This window comes from Cupriavidus sp. SK-4 (assembly GCF_000611125.1).
Classification (GTDB): domain Bacteria; phylum Pseudomonadota; class Gammaproteobacteria; order Burkholderiales; family Burkholderiaceae; genus Cupriavidus; species Cupriavidus necator.
This window is the reverse complement of record NZ_JFJW01000018.1, coordinates 15,706-33,241: the sequence shown is the minus strand read 5'-3', so window position 1 is coordinate 33,241 and position 17,536 is coordinate 15,706. Positions and strand designations below refer to the sequence as shown.

Here is a 17,536-nt window from a genome sequence, read left to right as displayed (position 1 = left end):
GCAAGAATTGAGTATCAGTTGCTCGCTCCGGCCGCGCATCGTGCTGCCGCACCGCCTCGCGCAGTGCTCTGGCCCCGTCCTGGGCGTCGAAGGACGCATACTGGTAGCCAAAGCCGGCCAACAAGTCCGAGTTGTGGACCAGCGGATAGCGGCCATTGGCGGCATCGTAGTAGAGGTAGTTGAGCCCGTTTTCCCACTGGTGCGTGACGACGATGTCAGCCCCACCAGTACATCCGTTTAAACCTTGCCAAAATCAGAACAATTACCCGGGGCTCAGGGTAATCTTCACGCGGATATACGGCATTCGAAATCATGACCGCGGACCAGGACACGTGCAGTGAGGAATGCCTGTCCACCAGCCGATGCAGTTGAATACCGGGTCAGTTGCATTCCATCGCCAACATTGGATGGCGCGGCTGGCAACGTGGAGTGCTGCGCGCAGCCTGCGCAGCAGGCTGCGCCAGATAACCGGGAGGGACCGAGGACTCGCGCGAAGCGTGCGGGGCGGCCTAAACCCCTGACGGGGCCGGCCACGCCGCGCCGGTCAGCGCGGCGAGCGCCGAGTAGGACGTCGCCAGGTGGTACGGCGAGGTCGAAGGCATCTCGGCGCGCACCACGCTGCCCGAGCGCGCCAGGCTTTCATGCCAGCCGTTGTCGTGCAGGAAGCGGCTGCGAAACTGCTGCGTCCAGGCTTCCAGCGCCGCCAGCGACTCCGGCGCGCCATGCACGGCGAGCGCGCGCGCGTACTCGGTCTGCGCCCAGATGCGCTGGGTATCGTCCAGCATGGAGCCATCGGCGTTCAGTGCCGCGCTGACGCCCTGCGTCGACGGCACCACGCCGTGCCGCTGTGCAAAGGCAAAGGCCTGGTGCAGCGTACCGGCCAGCGGCAAGTCACCGAACAATGCCGGCCGGCCTGCCACCAGCGAGAACCACTCGAACTGATGGCCCGGCTCGATGCGGTTGCCGGGGCTGCCTTGCGGCAGTTCAGCGATGCAGCCGCTGGCCGGATCGACAAAGCGTTCATGCACGGCCATCGCGATCTCGCGCAGGCGTTCGGCATACCACTCGTCCCCGGTCGCATCCAGCGCGGCCATGTAGGCCTCGGTCAGGTGCATGATGGGGTTCTGCAGCACGCCGGCACCCTTGGGCCGGAAATGCTCGGTAAGCGCGGCGTGGTACAGGCCCTGTTCGTCGCTGAAGAGGTCCTCGACGACATCGACGGTTTCATCGAGCACGTCGAGCGCATCGGGATTGCCGCGCCGCGCATGATAGTTGGCGCAGGCGAAGATCACGAAGGCATGCGTATAGAGGTCGCGCGTGGCATCGAGCGCCGTGCCGGCCGGGTCGACGCTGTAGAGCCACGCGCCCTCGCCATTGCCGAAGTAGGCCTGCAGCGAGCCGAAGAGCGTATCTGCATGCGCATGGTTGCCGGCCAGCGAGAACACGTAGAGCTGGCGTGCGCACGCCATGGCGCGATAGCGGGCCGGCGGCAACGGCGCGGCGCTGGCGCCGTCGAGTGCCTCGTAGGGCAGCAGCAGGTCGGCATTCCAGCCGCTGGCGGTCCACAGCGGCAGCACGGTGGCATCGTAATGTGCCGTCAGGGCGGCGACCCCTTGGTTGAGCTCAGGCGAGATGGGCATGGTCTGGCGGAAAGTACAGGCGCGGCGAAGGCCGCAAAGGCCGTATCTTGCCATGCCGCGGCCGCAAGACAGTCATGGCATTTGCGGCGACCTCTTGCTAGCATCAATGGCGCCCACCCGCGAAAGGGAGACACCCATGTCGACTTTGCCCCTCACGCTGACTGACGATCACCGCACATTGGTGCTTCACGTCCTTGAAGATGCACCCGGCCAGTTCACCTGGCGCATCGTCATGGAAGAACGCTGTGGCGCCGCCGACGAGGACTGCACCGTCGCGGCGCCATCCACCTACGGCTCCCGTGCGGAGGCCGAAGCCGCCTGCTGGGCCGCCGGCAACGACATACTGAACGGTCCGCGCGCCGCAGGCGAACTGCGCGCCACCTGAAGCGTCCGCAGCATCGCGCAATACTTGCACTACGTGCCGCGTGTCCTAGTCTGGAAGCGTGGCAGTGGCAACGCGGGGTATGCATTTACCCGCGGTTTTCCGTTCCGGCCACGCCCGGGCAACGTATGCTGCCCGGGGCGCTTCCTGCCACCTGCCTGTCATATTCCTGGCCTTTACTGACCTGGTCACCATGCCGCACCTAGAAACGGGCACGGTGGGCAAGGCCGCAGGAGCATGCAATGGATAAGCCGGTCGTCACGCCCCAGCGCTTCGTTGAACTGATGAACGAGCGCCTCGCCAAGCATCCCCTCTTCCGCGAGGGCATGCGCGTCTATGCCATCCCGCAGCACACCGACCATCCGCGCAGCCTGGTGTGCGTGGGGCCGCGCGGCACCGAATGCGTATGCGCCACCATTGAGAACATCGTGCGGGGTGAATGTGAAGTGTTCCCCGATATCGATCAGGATTGGCACCGCCCGCCCAAAGCCGGCACCCCCGCCGAGATGCGGGCGCGCTGAGTTGCCCCGGCGTGCCCTACGCCTATGCCCAGCGGATGGCATGACCAGAACGTGACGTACCGCGGCCACCGCATCCATGTCGCGGCGCTGCGCTATGGCGGCCAGCATGACGGGTGGTGGACGCTGCGCGCTGAGATCTGGCATCACGGCAACAAGCTGGCGCTGCCCTGCCCGGCCGCGCAGACGCGCTTTGGCTGCGCCATCGACGCCACGCGCGCGGGCATTGCCTGGGGACGCGAGGCCATCGACACGCACATCGCCGGCCAGCGCGATGCCGAGGACGCGGCGCTGCACTAGCGCCGCTTCTGCGCGTCACACGTCGATCGCCGAATCCGACTTCACCTTGCGTCGCAGTTCGAACTTCTGGATCTTGCCGGTCGAGGTCTTGGGCAGCGGCCCGAAGTAAACCGCCTTGGGCACCTTGAAGCCCGCCAGCAGCGTGCGGCAATGCGCGATCAGTTCTTCCGCGCTGACGCTGGCGCCGTCCTTCAGTTCGACAAACGCGCATGGGGTCTCACCCCACCTGGCATCGGGCTGCGCCACCACCGCGGCAGCCAGCACCGCGGGATGGCGGTAGAGCGCGTCTTCCACCTCCACGCTGGAGATGTTCTCGCCGCCGGAAATAATGATGTCCTTGCTGCGGTCCTTGATCTTGATGTAGCCGTCGGGCATGCACACGCCCAGGTCGCCAGTATGGAACCAGCCGCCGGCAAAGGCCTCGCGCGTGGCCTTCTCGTTCTTGAGGTAGCCCTTCATGCAGATATTGCCGCGGAACATGATCTCGCCGATGGTCTCGCCATCGGTCGGCACCGGCTGCATGGAATCGGGATCGAGCACCGCCACCTGCGACTGCAGGTGATAGCGCACGCCCTGGCGCGCCTTCCTGACCGCGCGGTCCTGCTCGGACAGCGTGCTCCAGTCATCCTGCTCGGCGCAGACCGCGGCCGGGCCGTAGACCTCGGTCAGGCCATAGACATGGGTCAGCTCGAACCCCATCGCCTCCATCTGCGCCAGCACCGCGGCCGGCGGCGGTGCGCCGGCCACCATGCCGCGCACCGGGCCGCGCACGCCCTCGCGCCACGCGGCGGGCGCATTGACCAGCGCGGTATGCACGATCGGCGCGGCGCAGTAGTGGGTCACGCCCTCTTCGCGCATCAGGTCGAACACCAGCCTGGGCTCGAACTTGCGCAGGCATACGTTGACGCCCGCGCGCGCCGCAACGGTCCACGGGAAGCACCAGCCATTGCAGTGGAACATCGGCAGCGTCCACAGGTAGACCGGGTGCTTGGGCAAATCCCACTCGAGGATATTGGACACGGCATTGATGGCCGCGCCGCGGTGGTGGTAGACCACGCCCTTGGGGTCGCCGGTGGTGCCCGAGGTGTAGTTCAGCGCAATGGCTTCCCACTCGTCGGCCGGCATGTGCCACGCGTAGTCCGGGTCGCCCGAGGCGAGGAACGCTTCGTAGTCTGTGTCGCCGAACGGCACCTCTTGCGGGCCCAGCACGTCATGCACGGCGATGACCTTCAGGCCGGGGATTTCCAGCGCCATCTGGCGCGCCAGGTCGGCAAACTCGGTATCGGCCAGCAGCACGCGCGCCTCGCCATGGCGCAGCATGAAGACCAGGTTGGCGGCATCGAGGCGGATATTCAGCGCATTGAGCACGGCACCCGCCATCGGCACGCCGAAATGCGCCTCCACCATGGCCGGCGTATTGGGCAGCAGCGCGGCCACGGTATCGCCCTTGCCGATGCCGGCACGCGCCAGCGCGCTGGCCAGGCGCCGTGCGCGCGCATAGGTGTCGCGCCAGTTCTGGCGCAGCGGGCCGTGCACGATGGCCAGGCGCTCGCCGTACACCTCGGCCGCGCGGACCAGGAAGTCGATGGGCGTAAGCGGCACGAAGTTGGCCGCGTTGCGGGCCAGGCCGCTGTCGAAATCGGTGGGCATTGCTTGTGTCTCCGCGTATCTGGCGGCGTTGGCGGCGGGGCCGCGCAACAGGCCGCGTGATGCTGTCAATGCGCTGCATGGGTGCAGCGATGTCCGGGGCGAAGTGACCATTGTCCGCGCCATCCGGCGCTGTCACTTTTTCTGGCACAAGGCTATCATCGCACACGCTGGCGCACTGTCGCCCAGACGACAAACCTGCCGCAAACCCGGGCCAGGCAAGGCTTACACGATTCTTACAGGGACCCGGCCCGAGCCGCGCGTCCATGCCATGAGCGAACCTGCAGACCCGAATTCCGCCCCAGCCGCAGTCCTTGCCGGCCATGCCTGGTTCGGCGCCCTGGCGCCGGAACACCAGGCGCTGGCCGCGCGCGAAACGCTGCTGCAGTCCTTTGCCGCGGGCGCCTTCATCGCCCGGCGCGGCGAGCCGTCGCGCCACTGGATCGGCGTGGACAGCGGCCTGATCAAGCTGGCGGTGTACACCCCCGACGGGCGCGGCTGCACCTTCTCCGGCGTGCCCGCGGGCGGCTGGTGCGGCGAAGGCAGCGTGATCAAGCGCGAAGACCGCCGCTATGACGTGATCGCGATCCGCGACTCGCAGGTGCTGCTGGTGCCAGAGCCTGTGTTCAACACGCTGCTGGCGCAGAGCCTGCCGTTCGCCAGCTTTGTCGTGCGCCAGCTCAACGAGCGCATGGGCCAGTTCATCGCCACCGTGCAGAACGACCGCCTGCTGGGTGCCGATGCGCGCGTGGCGCAGGCCATCGCGCAGCTGTTCCACCCGGACCTGTATCCGCGCACCAGCCCCGTGCTGGAGCTGTCGCAGGAAGAGATCGGCCTGCTGACCGGGCTGTCGCGCCAACGGGTCAATCAGGCGCTGCGCCGGCTGGCCGATGCCGGCATGGTCCACCTGTCCTACCAGAGCATCCGCGTGACCGACCTGCCCCGGCTGCGCCACTTCGGGCTGTCCGAGCTGTAACGCTGCCGTCACCGGGCGCCGTGAACGATCAAACGGACGAGGTCCGCGGCCTTGCGCACCCCGTGGAATCCTGCGACAGTTACCGGCCGCACCCCCCGCTCAGCTTCCGGGTTGTCTTCCGCATGCCGCTTGTCAGCCGTCACCACGTCCGCTTTGCCCGCCTGCGCTTTCCCTTTGCCGTGCATGTACAAGCCCTGCACGGCACGGCCAGCCTGCGCGACGCCAATGCGCGGCGCGAGGTGCGGCCCGGCGACCCGTTCGTGGTCCACGCCTTTGCCCACTTCGACTGCGACTTGCCCGGCACGTGGCAGCACCCCTGCGCCATCGTCCTGACCGCCGTCCCGGACAGTGAATGTCCCCGCCTGGCCGGCAAGCCCGGCGACAGGCCCTGGTCGCGCCGCTTCGCCGGCCTGGTCTTTTCCCGCCCCGATACCGACTGGAATGTCGAGCGCCTGGCCGCGCAATGGCAGGTGCCCGCACGCCAGGTGCGCGCCCGGCTCTTCGCCGAAGGCGAGGCCCTGCACCCGCTGCTGCGCGAGCAACGCGCCGCCCATGCCCTGCACGCGCTGGCCGCCGCCGGCCCGGTGTCTTCGCTGGACGTGCTGGCGGCGCATGCCGGCCTGCGTTCCGGCAGCGCGCTGGCGCGCAGCTGGCAGAACTGGTTCGGCATCGATGCGGCGCGCCTGGTGGAAGACTGCCGGGCAGGCAACCGCACCACAGTGCCCGCTGCCACCTGGCCCGGCCTTGTGCCAACGGCTGCCTGACACAGCGGCCTGCGCGTCACACAGCGGGGAATTTGAGCCATCCTGCAGCATTGCCGCAGCAGCCTCTGCCCACACACTCCCGACAGTTTGTCAATCGCCTGAACTCGGGTTGGCCCCATCCCCCCTATCACGCAGACTCGCCTCGCGGGGCGGGTCAGCCACCCTGCGGGCGGGGCCTGCATGAGCCGGATATCGACCACCGCAGGACTCCACCAGAACAAAAACCATACAGGGCGAAAACGGGATGAAAACAAAACAAATGTTCTTGACGGGTCTGGCGACGGCGGTCCTGTCTGCATGCGGAGGCGGCGATGGCGGTTCGACCGCGCCGACCACCACCACGGCGGCGCCTGCCGCGACCAAGATCAGCGGCACGGCCGCAGTTGGCGCTGCGCTGGGCAATGCCGCCGTGCAGGCCAAGTGCGCATCGGGCAGCGGCACCGCCACCACCGCGGCGGACGGCAGCTTCACCATCAGCATCGAAGGCGCGACGCGCCCCTGCGTGCTCAGCGTCACGGCGCCAGACGGCACCACGCTGCATTCCGTGGTCGAAGCCGGCACCGGCACCACCGCGACGGCCAACATCACGCCGCTGACCGAGCTGGTCACCGCTTCGCTGGCACAGGGCAATACCGATGCCTTCTTCGAGCAGTTTGATGCAAACGCGCAAGCCAGGCTCTCCACCGACAACGTGAACGCGGCCATCGGCGCGGTGCGCCTGGTGCTGACGGGTGTGGTCGACCTTTCCAGCATCGACCCGGTCAAGGACCCGCTGGTGGCCGCCAACGGCGCCAACGCCGGCAATGCGCAGGACCAGTTGCTGGACCAGTTGGGTGATCGCCTGGAGGCAAGCAAGACGACGCTGGCCGAGCTCTCTTCGGCAGTCGCTTCCAATGCCGGTGCGGCGGCAGTCCAGACCGCACTGCAACCGGCAGCGGCCAGCTGCGCCGGCTTGAAGACCGGCAAGTACCACGTCGTAGAACTGGGCACGCCAATTGGCGAAACCGGCGAGATGGACGCCGCCACGCTGCAGTTCAAGCTGGGCACCGACGTCACCACCTTCACCGCCGACGCATCGGAAGCCTGCCGCTTCACCGCAGGCACCGACACCGTGCTGGTCTCCAAGTCGGGCCTGAGCGTGGTGATGCCACCGGCTGGCACGGTCAACCGCCTGCCTGCCCTGCTGATTCCTGCCCAGGCACTGACCCTGGCCGACCTGGCCGGCGACTGGAATGGTCTTGGCTATGAGCGCGATGGCCCGTCGCCATACGCGGCGTCGCGCGTGAACTTCAGCCTGGATGCCGCGGGCAAGGTGACCGCCGGCGCAGACTGCTCGGGCCTGGATTCGTGCTCGGCATGGCTGCCGGATGAATTTCCCACCATCACGCTCAACCCCGATGGCGGGCTGAACGTCACCGACCAGGACGGTGGTGCTGAGCGGGCCTATGCGTTCAAGGGCACCGACGGGCAGCTGGTCATCGTCTTCACCCACGGTGACGGATTCACGATGGCCACCAGGCGGATCGCCCGTGGGCTGCCTGCCGTGGGCGCGACCAATTCGTTCTGGGACACGAACATTCTCCCGGTGGACAGCAACTCCGCTACACCCGATGGCATCAGCGCGACGACGGCCTCCACAGTCAGGTTCACCGCGGTGGATGCCCAGGCAAACACGTACACGCGCGAGCGCGACGACGGACGGGTGGACACCTGGAAGGTGAACACCCCGCTCGACGGCCTGCGCTACCGCGCCCCGACTCCCAACAACAGCGGCGGTAGTGAAGCCATCAGCATGTCGTTCGGCAACACGGGCCTGAATGTGGCGATCGGCGTGAATACGGCTCGCCGCTTCTTCAGCATCTCGGTCAACCGCCCGTAACTCCGCTGCAAGTCGTCAATCCGGACAGCCAAGTCCGGACAACGATTCAAGCCGGCGTCGCCTTACGGCGCCGGTTTTTTTCTTTCCCGCTCCGACCGCAGGCAAAAAAATACCCACCGCCGGGTGGTAGTGGGTAAGGAAAAGTGGTGTAGACACGTCGCGGAACTGCCCACGGCTAGAATCTTCGCATCGCCACGCCGCGCGGCAAATAATCTTTCCGGACTAGTCGCACTCACGCATCTTGTGCATGGACAAGCGCCCGGGATTCTTGTCCAATGGCTTTCGCCCGCTGCCCGCCCCTCGCCCATGTCCCAGGCCCGACTGCTGCTGATCGACGACCATACCTTGTTCCGCACCGGCCTGCGCCTGGTGCTGGCCGACAGCCCCAGCGTGGCGCATATCATCGAGGCCGGCTCGGTGATGCAGGCGGTGCAGGACCATGACGGCGCGGCCGTGGACATCCTGCTGCTCGATATCCAGATGCCGGGGCTGAACGGCATCGAAGGCGTCAAGGTGCTGAGCCGGCATTTCCCCACCGCGCGCATCCTGATCGTGTCTGGCACATCGGGCCTTGAGATCATCCCGGCCGAGGTGCGGCGCGACATCGCGGGCTTCCTGCCCAAGTCCGCCGATGCCCGCGAGATCGAGGAAGCGATCGCCTGTTGCCTGGCAGGCGGCACGCATTTTTCCGGCGATGCCGATGCGGGCACCCAACCGCCCCCGGCGCCCTATGCCGCCAGCACGCTGACGCCGCGCCAGCTGGAGGTGCTGCACCAGCTCACGCTGGGCCGCTCGAACAAGGTCATTGCCTACCATATGGGCCTGTCCGAAAACACGGTGCGAGTCCATGTCGCGGCCATCCTCAGTCATCTTGGGGTCGTCAGCCGCCTGGAAGCCATCCTTGAAGCCCAGCGCCGTGGCCTCGTGCAGGCGGCACGGTGATGGCGGACCTTGCTGCATCGTCACGCATGCGGCTGCCGTGGCTGCCCCGCTACGACGAGCCGCGGCTACTGGCCGCGCAGATGAACCTGATCGACCAGAGCTTCAGCAGTGCCATGCTGGGCTGCTCGCTGGCGGCCTTTATCCTGGCGACGGGCCTGACCCTGACCGGCAACCGGCCCGGCGCCCTGCCCTGGGCGTGCGCGATGGCCCTGGCCTGCGCGATTGCGTACTTCGGCCGGCTGCGGCTGCCGGGACGGCTGTCCGAAGCCGGCGCGGGGCGCTATGCGCGCGGCATGACCGCGATGCTGACGCTGATCGGCGCGCTGTGGGGCCTGGTGGCATGGCTGTACCTGGACGTGCGCCAGCCAGCGGTGGTGATCTGCGTGTTGTCGCTGATCGCCGGCATGAGCGCGGCGGCGCTGGCCGTGTTCTCGGCCTGCCTGCCGGTGGCAATCGGTTTCTTCCTTCCTGCGATCGTGCCGGTCTGGATCGCATTCCTTGCCACCGGCGATATCGAGTACCTGCCGATGTTTCTCGGCACGCCGCTGTACCTGTGCGTGCTGCTGGTCTTTGCCCGCAATTACGCGCGCGTGGCGCGGCAGGCGATTGCGCTGCGCTTCGAGAACGTGGAGCTGATCTCGCAGTTGCGCGATCAGACCGCGCGCGCCGAGGCCGCACAGCATGCGGCCGAAGACGCCAGCCGGGCCAAGTCAGTATTCCTGGCCTCCGCCAGCCATGACCTGCGCCAGCCGCTGCATGCAATGGGACTGTTCCTGGTATCGCTCGGGCGCTCCGAGCTGGATGAACGCCAGCGCCAGCTGGTGGCGCATATTGAAGCCTCTTCCGGCGCGGCGCGCGAGATGCTGAACTCGCTGCTGGATTTCTCCAAGCTGGAGGCCGGCGTGATCACGCCGCGGGCGCGCGCCTTCCGCCTGCAGCCGCTGCTGCACAAGCTGGAAAACGAGTTCGCGCCACAGGCCGACGCACGCGGGCTGGTGTACCGCACGCGCGATACCACCGCCATGCTCTACGGCGACCCCACGCTGGTCGAACTGGTGCTGCGCAACCTGATCGCCAATGCCATCCGCTATAGCTGGCAAGGCGGCGTGCTGGTGGCCTGCCGCATGCACCGGCTGCACGCCGTGGTCGAGGTATGGGACACCGGCATCGGCATACCCGCCGCGCAGCACCGGGACATCTTTCGGGAATTCCACCAGCTGGGCAATCCGGAGCGCGACCAGCGCAAGGGGCTGGGCCTGGGCCTGGCCATTGTCGACGGCCTGGCGCGCACCATGCGCACGCGCGTGACGCTGGGCTCACGGCCCGGGCGCGGCTCGGTGTTCCGCTTCAATATGCCGCTGGCATGGGGCACGCCGGAAGAAGCGCCACGCCCGCCGGCGCCGCACGCCCTGGACGGGCTGCGCGTGCTGGTGATCGACGACGACGCCGCCATCCGCACCGCCATGTCCGAACTGCTGGCGGCGTGGCAATGCGAGTGCCGCACGGCCGAATCCGAGGAAGACGCGCTCGCGCTGCTGTCTTCCTTCACCCCGGCGCTGATCCTGGCGGACTACCGCCTGCGCGGCCACCGCACCGGCCAGGAAGCGCTGGACGCGATCCGCCAGCGGCTCGGCCGGCACGTGCCAGCAATCATCATCACGGGGGATACGGCGGCAGACCGGCTGCGCACCGCGCACGCGTCCGGCACCGCGCTGCTGCACAAGCCGGTGGTATCGCAGGAATTACAGGCAGCGATCGATGCGCTGCTGCGCAACCCGGCCACGCATGGCGAAGCCGACCCCGACCGTCAGGCGGCGGCCGTGGCAAGGTAAGCAGCACCCCCCGCTCAGCCGGGGGCCGGCGGCGTCAGCCGCCCGAATGCAGCGGGGACAGCGAATAGGCGAGCACCAGCCCCGCAACGATCGCCGGGGAACCCAGCCGGATCGCCGTGCTGCGGGACAGCACGCCCAGATACACATACAAACACACCAGCACCATCGCAGTCACATACAGCAGGCTGTCATAGACTTGCATGGATGTCTCCCTTGCCATTGTTCTTATTGCTTTACTTCGGTGGGCTGCCGACGGGGGCGTGATGCGGGGGTCTTGCGGAAATGCGTGGGGGGCGCTCCGTCGCCAGCATGCTATGGCTGTCTGTTGAAATGATAGTCACCACTTCGACGGAGCGTGGCAATCATGGAAATCCCTTTGCGGCACCGCACCAGTCATGATGCAGCGCCGCAAAGCAAGGTCTGGATAGAAGGGATCCGGGGGTGCGCAAGACGCGCACCGCGCCGCTCTCAATCCGCGGGCAGCATCTCAGGATTCCACGCGATTTCCCACAGATGCCCGTCGGGATCCTGGAAATAGCCGGCGTACCCGCCCCAGAACGTATCCTGCGCCGGCTTGACCACGCTGGCGCCCGCGGCCAGCGCCTGGGCCATCACTGCATCCACTTCCGCCTTGTCGCCGACGTTATGCGCCAGCGAGAAATCCGTCTGCGCGCGCGGCGTCACCGGCAGTCCGGTGTCATGCGCAAGACTGGTGCGCGGCCAGACTGCCAGCTTCAACCCGGCCTGCAAGTCGAAGAAGGCCACGGCGCCGTGTTCGAACTGCTCGCCGACGATGCCTGCGGTGGGCAGGCCCAGGCCGTCGCGATAAAAGCGCACCGCACGCTGCAGGTCATCGACACCCAGCGTGATCAGCGTAATCCGGGGTTTCATGGCGGGTACCTCCTGTGTCGACCGGCAGCCTAGCGCTGCCCGAAAGCCGCATCGGCGAACAGGTCCTTCAGTTCGCGCGGCTGCGACCGCCAGTATTGCTTCGGCGCCTGCACGCTTGCGCCCAGCCGCGCGGCCGCATGCCAGGGCCAGCGCGGGTCATACAGCATGGCACGGGCCAGTGACACCGCGTCGGCTTCATGGTTGGCGATGATGGCTTCTGCCTGCTCCGGCTCCGTGATCAGGCCCACCGCAATCGTCGGCAGGCCAACCTCGGCCTTCACGCGCTGCGCGTAGGGCACCTGGTAGCCGGGCCCGAGCTTGATCGCCTGCTGTGGCGACACGCCGCCGGTGGTCACGTGGATCGCCGCGCAGCCGCGTGCCTTCAGCGCCTTCGACAACGCCACCGTTCCTTCGATATCCCATCCGCCCGGCACCCAGTCGGTTGCGGAAATACGCATCCACACCGGACGCTCAGCCGGGAACACCTCACGCACCGCGTCGAATACCTCGATCGGGAACCGCATGCGGTTTTCCAGGCTGCCGCCGTATTCATCGTCACGATGGTTGGCCAGCGGCGACAGGAACTGGTGCAGCAGGTAGCCGTGCGCGGCATGGATCTCAATCCCATCCAGCCCCAGCCGCGCCGCACGCCTTGCCGCCGCGACAAAGTCATCGCGCACCTTGTCCATGCCGGCACGATCCAGCGCGACAGGCGCGACTTCTTCCGCGCCATGCGGTACCGCGGAAGGCGCCACCGCATGCCAGCCACCGGGCGCATCCGGCGCGATCTGCTGCCCGCCATCCCACGGCGCCTGGCTCGACGCCTTGCGGCCGGCGTGCCCCAGCTGGATCGCAATGGCGATCGGCGAATGCGCGCGCATCGCCTTGACCACGCGGCCAAGCGCCGCCTCGTTTTCGTCGGAATACAGGCCCAGGTCCTGCGGCGTGATGCGCCCCTCGGGCGAGACTGCCGTGGCTTCCACGATCAGCATGCCGGCGCCGGACAGCGCGAGCGACCCGAGGTGGATCATGTGCCAGTCGCCCGCATTGCCGTCCTGCGCGGAATACTGGCACATCGGGGCGATGATGATGCGGTTGGCGAGGGTGAGATCGCCGATGGCGAGCGGTTCGAACAGAAGGCTCATGCGTGCTGCTCCATGCAGGGATCGGACAGGAAGTATCGATTCTAGGCCGGCGCCGGAATTGCTGCCGGCNCCCGGCCCACGCCGCTACGCCGCCGCCAACGGATCGCGAGCTGCCAGCCGCAGCCAGCTCGCGATCGCGGCCAGCCCGGCGAAGCCCGCGCCCAGCGCCAGGGCCAACCCCGGCCCGTGGTCGCCTGCGATGCCAAAGCACAGCGCCACCAGCGCCGCACCGCTGGCCTGCCCCAGCAGCCGCGCCGTGGCCACCACGCCGCTGGCGCCGCCGCTGCGCTCGCGCGGGGCGCTCGTCATCAACGCCTTGAGGTTGGGCGACTGGAAGAAGCCGAAACCCGCGCCGCAGATGCACATGCGGATGCCGATATCGAGCGCGCTGGGGTCGGCCGGCAGCATGGCCAGCGACAACATGCCGGCGCTGAGCACCGCCAGCCCCACGCCGCCGAGCACGGCCGGCGGATAGCGGTCAGACAGCCGTCCGGCAAGCGGCCCGATCAGCGCCACCACGACGGACCATGGGGTCAGCAGGAAACCGGTCTCGACCTGCCCGCGCCCGAGCACGTGCTGGAAGTAGAACGGCAGCGAGACGAAGGCCAGACCCTGCGCGGCGAAGGAGCACACCGCGGTCAGCGTCGACAGCGCGAACATGGGCCGCCGGAACAGGTCCACCGGCAGCATCGGTGCCGGATGGCCGCGCTCGCGCCACAACAGCAGGCCGAACGTCACCGCGAAGATGCCCGCCGCCGCCAGCGACAGATGCAGCGGCGCGCGCTGCGCGCCTTCGCCCAGCGCAAGGACCAGCGCGGCAAAGGCAACCACGCTGAGCCCCGCCGCGACGCGGTCGAAGCCGTGCGTGCTGCGCGGCGTCTGCGGCAGCGAACCGCGCCCGATCGCCAGCGCCAGCAGGCCGATCGGCAGGTTAACGGCAAACAGCCACGGCCACGTGCCGAACGAGAGGATCACCGAGGCCACCGTGGGGCCCACCGCGAACGACACGCCTACCACCAGTGCATTGAACCCCAGCCCACGCCCGAGCCGGTGCGTGGGGAAGAGCGCGCTGATCAGCGCCGTGTTGACGCTCATGATGGCCGCCGCGCCAATGCCCTGCAGCACCCGCGCCGCCGCCAGTGTCGGCAGCGACCACGCCAGCGCGCACACCATGGAGGCGGCGGTGAACAGCACCACGCCGCCAAGGTAGATGCGCCGGTGGCCCAGCACGCCGCCCAGCGCGGCGAACGGCAGCAGCGTCGACACCATCGCCAGCTGGTAGGCATTGATCACCCACACCGACGCCGCCGGCGTGGCGCGCAGGTCTGCCGCGATCGACGGCAGCGCCGTGTTGGCGATCGCGGTATCCAGGGTGGCAAGGGCGACGGCGATGAGGATGGCGGCCATGCCGCGGCGTTCGCGCGAAGTCATGGCGGCGTCCGCGGTCGAGGCGGATTCGAGGGGGGCTGTGCTGGACAATGTCTTTACCGGTTGCCGCCATGCCGGGACTGGTGGTGCAAGGGCTGCACACAAGGCATGGTGATCGTCAGGTCAAGACGATACGGGAAAACCCTTCAACGTGCTGAAGACGCGTTCATATGTATGTACATTATCGCCCCCTGCCCGGCCAATGACACTGAGCACTGGCCGGTGCCACGCTCCCGGAGTTACTGCACCGACAGCCCGCCATCCACGCCGATGCTCTGCCCGTGGATAAAGCGCCCGGCCGGTGCCGCCAGCAGAACGGCAAGACCCGCGACATCGCTGGCCTCGCCGATGCGCCGCATCGGCACGCCGGCAGCCAGCCGCGCCTCGCGCTCCGGATCGCCCCACAGCGCGTCGCGGGAGAACTCGGTGCGCACCGGGCCGGGATTGATCGCGTTGACGTTGATGCCGGACGGCCCCAGCTCCAGCGCCAGGCTGCGTACCGCCTGGTCGATGGCGGCCTTGGTCACGCTGTACATCCCCAGGAAGGCAGAGCCACGCTTGGCGGCAATGCTCGACATGAAGATGATGGAGCCGTCGCGGCGATCGATCATCTGCGGCGCCAGGGCGTTCACCAGCACCAGGTTGCCGCGCACATTGCCCGCCATGGCAGCATCGAACACCTCGGGTCCCTGGCTCAGCATCGACCCGGGCTGGCCGCTCGCGGCTGCATTGAGCACCAGTGCATCGACACGCCCATACGCGGCCAGCGCCTGCTCCGCGAAGGCGCGCACGCTGTCAACGTCGGCGATATCGCAGGCGATGCCGGTGGCGCGGATGCCCTCGACCTCCAGCTGGCTGGCGGCGTCGCGCGCCGCGCCCGCATCGCGCCCGGACACCACCACGGCGGCGCCGGCCGCGCCAAGCGCGCGCGCCATTTCCAAGCCCATGCCGCGGGTGGAGCCGGTGATGACGGCAACGCGGCCGCCAAGGTCGAATAGGTTCTGCATGACTGATCACTCCTGTGAGGATTGGGAGCCGGCGCCTGGACAGCGCATCGGCACAAATGCGGCGAAAGGGAGACTGCACATAGATGACACTTGTCATCTATTGAATAAAGTATGGTCATCATCTAAACTCCGGTCAAGGTAGAAATTCCGAAGAGGTCTTCAGATGGCACGCGCATCACGCGAACAAACCGACAAGAACCGCGAGGCGATCGAACAGGCGTCGTCGCGCCTGTTCCGCGAACGCGGCCTGAATGGCGTCAGCGTGGCCGAGTTGATGGCGGACGCCGGCCTGACCCATGGCGGCTTCTATGGCCACTTCGCCTCCAAGGACGCGCTGGCCGCGCAGGCCTGCAAGCGCGCGTTTGAAGAATCGACCGCCCGCTGGGAACGCCGCCTGGCCCGCGCCGATGGCGACCGCAAGGCCATGCTGGCCAACCTGGTAGAGCCTTACCTGACCGCCGCGCATTGCGCCAACCCGGGCGTGGGCTGTGCCGCCGCGGCGCTGGCCGTGGACGTGGCCCGCGAACCCGCCGACAAGCCCGTGCGCCAGGCCTACGTGGAAGGCTTGCGCGTGATGGTGGACGACATGGCGCAGACCGTTGAATCCGATGACCCGCAGGTGCGCCACGATGAAGCGCTGGTGCGCATGGCGCTGCTGGTCGGCGCCCTCACGCTGGCGCGTGCCACCGACGGCGATCCGCTCTCCGACGAGATGCTAAGCGCCGTGCGGAGCCGCCTGCTGGGCAGCACCGCTTAAACCCCGTTTTCCCGAAGCCTGAAACACCCCCNCTGAACCCCCCCCGCCGCCGTCAGACACGGCGGGGATGGCTTCGCTTTGCCCTTTGCCAACGCCTACCAGACCCTGACAACGAGACCCCCATGTTCGCGCAAGCCCTTTCCAGCCGGCTCGACCGGCGCGGCATCCACTACGCGTGGCTGGTCGCCGCCCTGACCTTCCTGGTAATACTCACCACCTCGGCCGCGCTCGGCCTGCCCGGTGCCTTCCTGAAGCCGCTGACCAGGGAGATGGGCTGGAACACCGACCAGATCTCATCGATCCTGGCCTTCCGCTTTGCGCTGTTCGGGCTGATGGCGCCGTTCTCGGCCCTGCTGATGGATCGCTTCGGCGTGCGCAACGTGGTCTGCGCCGCGCTGGCGCTGATTGCCGGCGGCATGGCGCTGGCCACCGTGTCGACCGAGTTGTGGCAGCTCTTTGTCGCCTGGGGCCTGATGCTGGGCGTTGGCTCCGGGCTGACTGCGCTGGTGCTGGCGGCCGTGATCGCCAACCGCTGGTTCAGCGCGCGGCGCGGGCTGGTGATCGGCATCCTGACGGCCGGCGCGGCGACGGGGCAACTGGCCTTCCTGCCGGTGGCCGCCTGGCTGATCGAGCATATGGGCTGGCGCGTGGCCGTGCTGCCGGTGCTGGCTGCCTGCGCGGCGCTGGCGCTGCTGGTATTCGGCCTGATGCGCAACCGGCCCACCGACGTCGGCCTGGCTGCGTTCGGCGAAGTCCCGGCCCATCCAGCCACACGGCCCGCCGCACAACCCGTCACGCCCTTCACGCTGCGCGGGCCTTTCCGGGTGCTGCGCGATGCCGCCCGCACCCAGACCTTCTGGGTGCTGGCCGGCACCTTCTTCATCTGCGGGCTGAGCACCAACGGGCTGATCCAGACCCACTTCATTGCACTGTGCGGCGACTTCGGCATGGGCCCGGTGCCGGCCGCCTCGGCGCTGGCGATGATGGGTGCGTTCGATTTCGTCGGCACCATCCTGTCGGGTTGGCTGTCGGACCGCTACGACAGTCGCAAGCTGCTGTTCTGGTACTACGCGCTGCGCGGCCTGTCGCTGTTCTGGCTGCCGCATTCGACCTTCACGCTGTACGGCCTGTCGATCTTTGCGATGTTCTACGGCCTGGACTGGATCGCCACCGTGCCGCCCACGATCAAGCTGGCGGCCACCGCTTTCGGGCGCGAACGCGCGCCGATGGTGTTCGGCTGGATCTTCGCGGCCCACCAGATCGGCGCGGCCGTGGCGGCATTCGGCGCGGGGCTGAGCCGTACGCTGCTGCTGACCTATACGCCGGCGCTGTATGCGGCCGGTGCGGCCTGCATGGTGGCGGCGTTGCTGGCGCTGATGGTCAGCCGGACACGCGCGGCGGCGGCAATCGAGGCAGCGCGGGCGTAGC

General features: G+C 67.9%; 17 protein-coding genes and 1 pseudogene. 10 read left to right on the top strand and 8 right to left on the bottom strand.

Annotated features, from left to right (window positions below):
- Positions 1 to 31: 31 nt before the first annotated feature.
- Both CF68_RS35965 and CF68_RS03930 read right to left on the bottom strand, forming a co-directional pair.
- Positions 32 to 217 (bottom strand): annotated as a pseudogene (locus CF68_RS35965) (DUF2827 family protein); the annotation flags it as partial.
- 292 nt (positions 218 to 509) lie between these two features.
- A complete protein-coding gene (locus tag CF68_RS03930; RefSeq protein ID WP_035816197.1) occupies positions 510 to 1,640 on the bottom strand; it encodes an AGE family epimerase/isomerase in 1,131 nt (376 codons plus the stop codon).
- A 136-nt stretch (positions 1,641 to 1,776) separates the two neighbouring features.
- Between CF68_RS03930 and CF68_RS03925 the strand changes: the two genes are divergently transcribed.
- The 3 genes from CF68_RS03925 to CF68_RS03915 all read left to right on the top strand — a co-directional run bounded on the left by CF68_RS03925 (position 1,777) and on the right by CF68_RS03915 (position 2,840).
- Entirely contained in the window at positions 1,777 to 2,025 is a 249-nt protein-coding gene (locus CF68_RS03925; RefSeq protein WP_035816196.1) for a hypothetical protein, read from the top strand.
- Positions 2,026 to 2,264: 239 nt separating this feature from the next.
- Entirely contained in the window at positions 2,265 to 2,543 is a 279-nt protein-coding gene (locus tag CF68_RS03920; RefSeq protein ID WP_035816195.1) for a hypothetical protein, read from the top strand.
- A gap of 24 nt (positions 2,544 to 2,567) precedes the next feature.
- A complete protein-coding gene (locus CF68_RS03915) occupies positions 2,568 to 2,840 on the top strand; it encodes a DUF6566 family protein (protein WP_035816194.1) in 273 nt (90 codons plus the stop codon).
- 15 nt (positions 2,841 to 2,855) lie between these two features.
- Here the strand turns inward: CF68_RS03915 and CF68_RS03910 are convergent, their stop codons facing one another.
- The gene (locus tag CF68_RS03910; RefSeq protein ID WP_035816193.1) at positions 2,856 to 4,490 is read right to left on the bottom strand and encodes an acyl-CoA synthetase; all 1,635 of its coding nucleotides are present in this window, start codon (positions 4,488 to 4,490) and stop codon (positions 2,856 to 2,858) included.
- A gap of 268 nt (positions 4,491 to 4,758) precedes the next feature.
- Here CF68_RS03910 and CF68_RS03905 point away from each other — a divergent pair, with 268 nt between their 5' ends.
- The 5 genes from CF68_RS03905 to CF68_RS03885 all read left to right on the top strand — a co-directional run bounded on the left by CF68_RS03905 (position 4,759) and on the right by CF68_RS03885 (position 10,880).
- A complete protein-coding gene (locus tag CF68_RS03905) occupies positions 4,759 to 5,463 on the top strand; it encodes a Crp/Fnr family transcriptional regulator (protein ID WP_035816191.1) in 705 nt (234 codons plus the stop codon).
- Between the two features lie 122 nt (positions 5,464 to 5,585).
- Complete coding sequence (locus tag CF68_RS03900) at positions 5,586 to 6,227, top strand: hypothetical protein (protein ID WP_035816189.1); 642 nt, start codon at positions 5,586 to 5,588, stop codon at positions 6,225 to 6,227.
- A gap of 259 nt (positions 6,228 to 6,486) precedes the next feature.
- Positions 6,487 to 8,106, top strand: a complete 1,620-nt coding sequence (locus CF68_RS03895; protein ID WP_235205660.1) for a hypothetical protein — start codon at positions 6,487 to 6,489, stop codon at positions 8,104 to 8,106.
- A 306-nt stretch (positions 8,107 to 8,412) separates the two neighbouring features.
- The gene (locus CF68_RS03890) at positions 8,413 to 9,048 is read left to right on the top strand and encodes a response regulator transcription factor (RefSeq protein ID WP_035816187.1); all 636 of its coding nucleotides are present in this window, start codon (positions 8,413 to 8,415) and stop codon (positions 9,046 to 9,048) included.
- Positions 9,048 to 10,880, top strand: a complete 1,833-nt coding sequence (locus CF68_RS03885) for a hybrid sensor histidine kinase/response regulator (RefSeq protein WP_035816186.1) — start codon at positions 9,048 to 9,050, stop codon at positions 10,878 to 10,880. Before CF68_RS03890 ends, CF68_RS03885 begins: the two co-directional genes overlap by 1 nt.
- Before the next feature lie 34 nt (positions 10,881 to 10,914).
- Here the strand turns inward: CF68_RS03885 and CF68_RS37625 are convergent, their stop codons facing one another.
- The 5 genes from CF68_RS37625 to CF68_RS03865 form a co-directional block, all read right to left on the bottom strand.
- Positions 10,915 to 11,082 carry a hypothetical protein gene (locus tag CF68_RS37625; RefSeq protein ID WP_010812488.1) on the bottom strand — a complete coding sequence of 56 codons (168 nt, stop codon included), beginning with the start codon at positions 11,080 to 11,082 and terminating at the stop codon, positions 10,915 to 10,917.
- Positions 11,083 to 11,348: 266 nt separating this feature from the next.
- On the bottom strand, positions 11,349 to 11,771 hold the full coding sequence (locus tag CF68_RS03880) for a VOC family protein (RefSeq protein ID WP_013952771.1): 423 nt from the start codon (positions 11,769 to 11,771) through the stop codon (positions 11,349 to 11,351).
- A 29-nt stretch (positions 11,772 to 11,800) separates the two neighbouring features.
- A complete protein-coding gene (locus tag CF68_RS03875; RefSeq protein WP_035816183.1) occupies positions 11,801 to 12,916 on the bottom strand; it encodes an NADH:flavin oxidoreductase/NADH oxidase in 1,116 nt (371 codons plus the stop codon).
- A gap of 84 nt (positions 12,917 to 13,000) precedes the next feature.
- On the bottom strand, positions 13,001 to 14,347 hold the full coding sequence (locus CF68_RS03870) for an MFS transporter (protein ID WP_035816182.1): 1,347 nt from the start codon (positions 14,345 to 14,347) through the stop codon (positions 13,001 to 13,003).
- Between the two features lie 236 nt (positions 14,348 to 14,583).
- Positions 14,584 to 15,351, bottom strand: a complete 768-nt coding sequence (locus CF68_RS03865) for an SDR family NAD(P)-dependent oxidoreductase (protein WP_035816181.1) — start codon at positions 15,349 to 15,351, stop codon at positions 14,584 to 14,586.
- 163 nt (positions 15,352 to 15,514) lie between these two features.
- On the opposite strand from CF68_RS03865, the gene CF68_RS03860 reads away from it, so the two are divergent.
- Together CF68_RS03860 and CF68_RS03855 are read left to right on the top strand one after the other, a co-directional pair.
- Positions 15,515 to 16,108, top strand: a complete 594-nt coding sequence (locus tag CF68_RS03860) for a TetR/AcrR family transcriptional regulator (protein WP_035816179.1) — start codon at positions 15,515 to 15,517, stop codon at positions 16,106 to 16,108.
- 122 nt (positions 16,109 to 16,230) lie between these two features.
- Entirely contained in the window at positions 16,231 to 17,535 is a 1,305-nt protein-coding gene (locus CF68_RS03855) for an MFS transporter (RefSeq protein ID WP_035816177.1), read from the top strand.
- The last annotated feature ends 1 nt before the right edge of the window (position 17,536 follow it).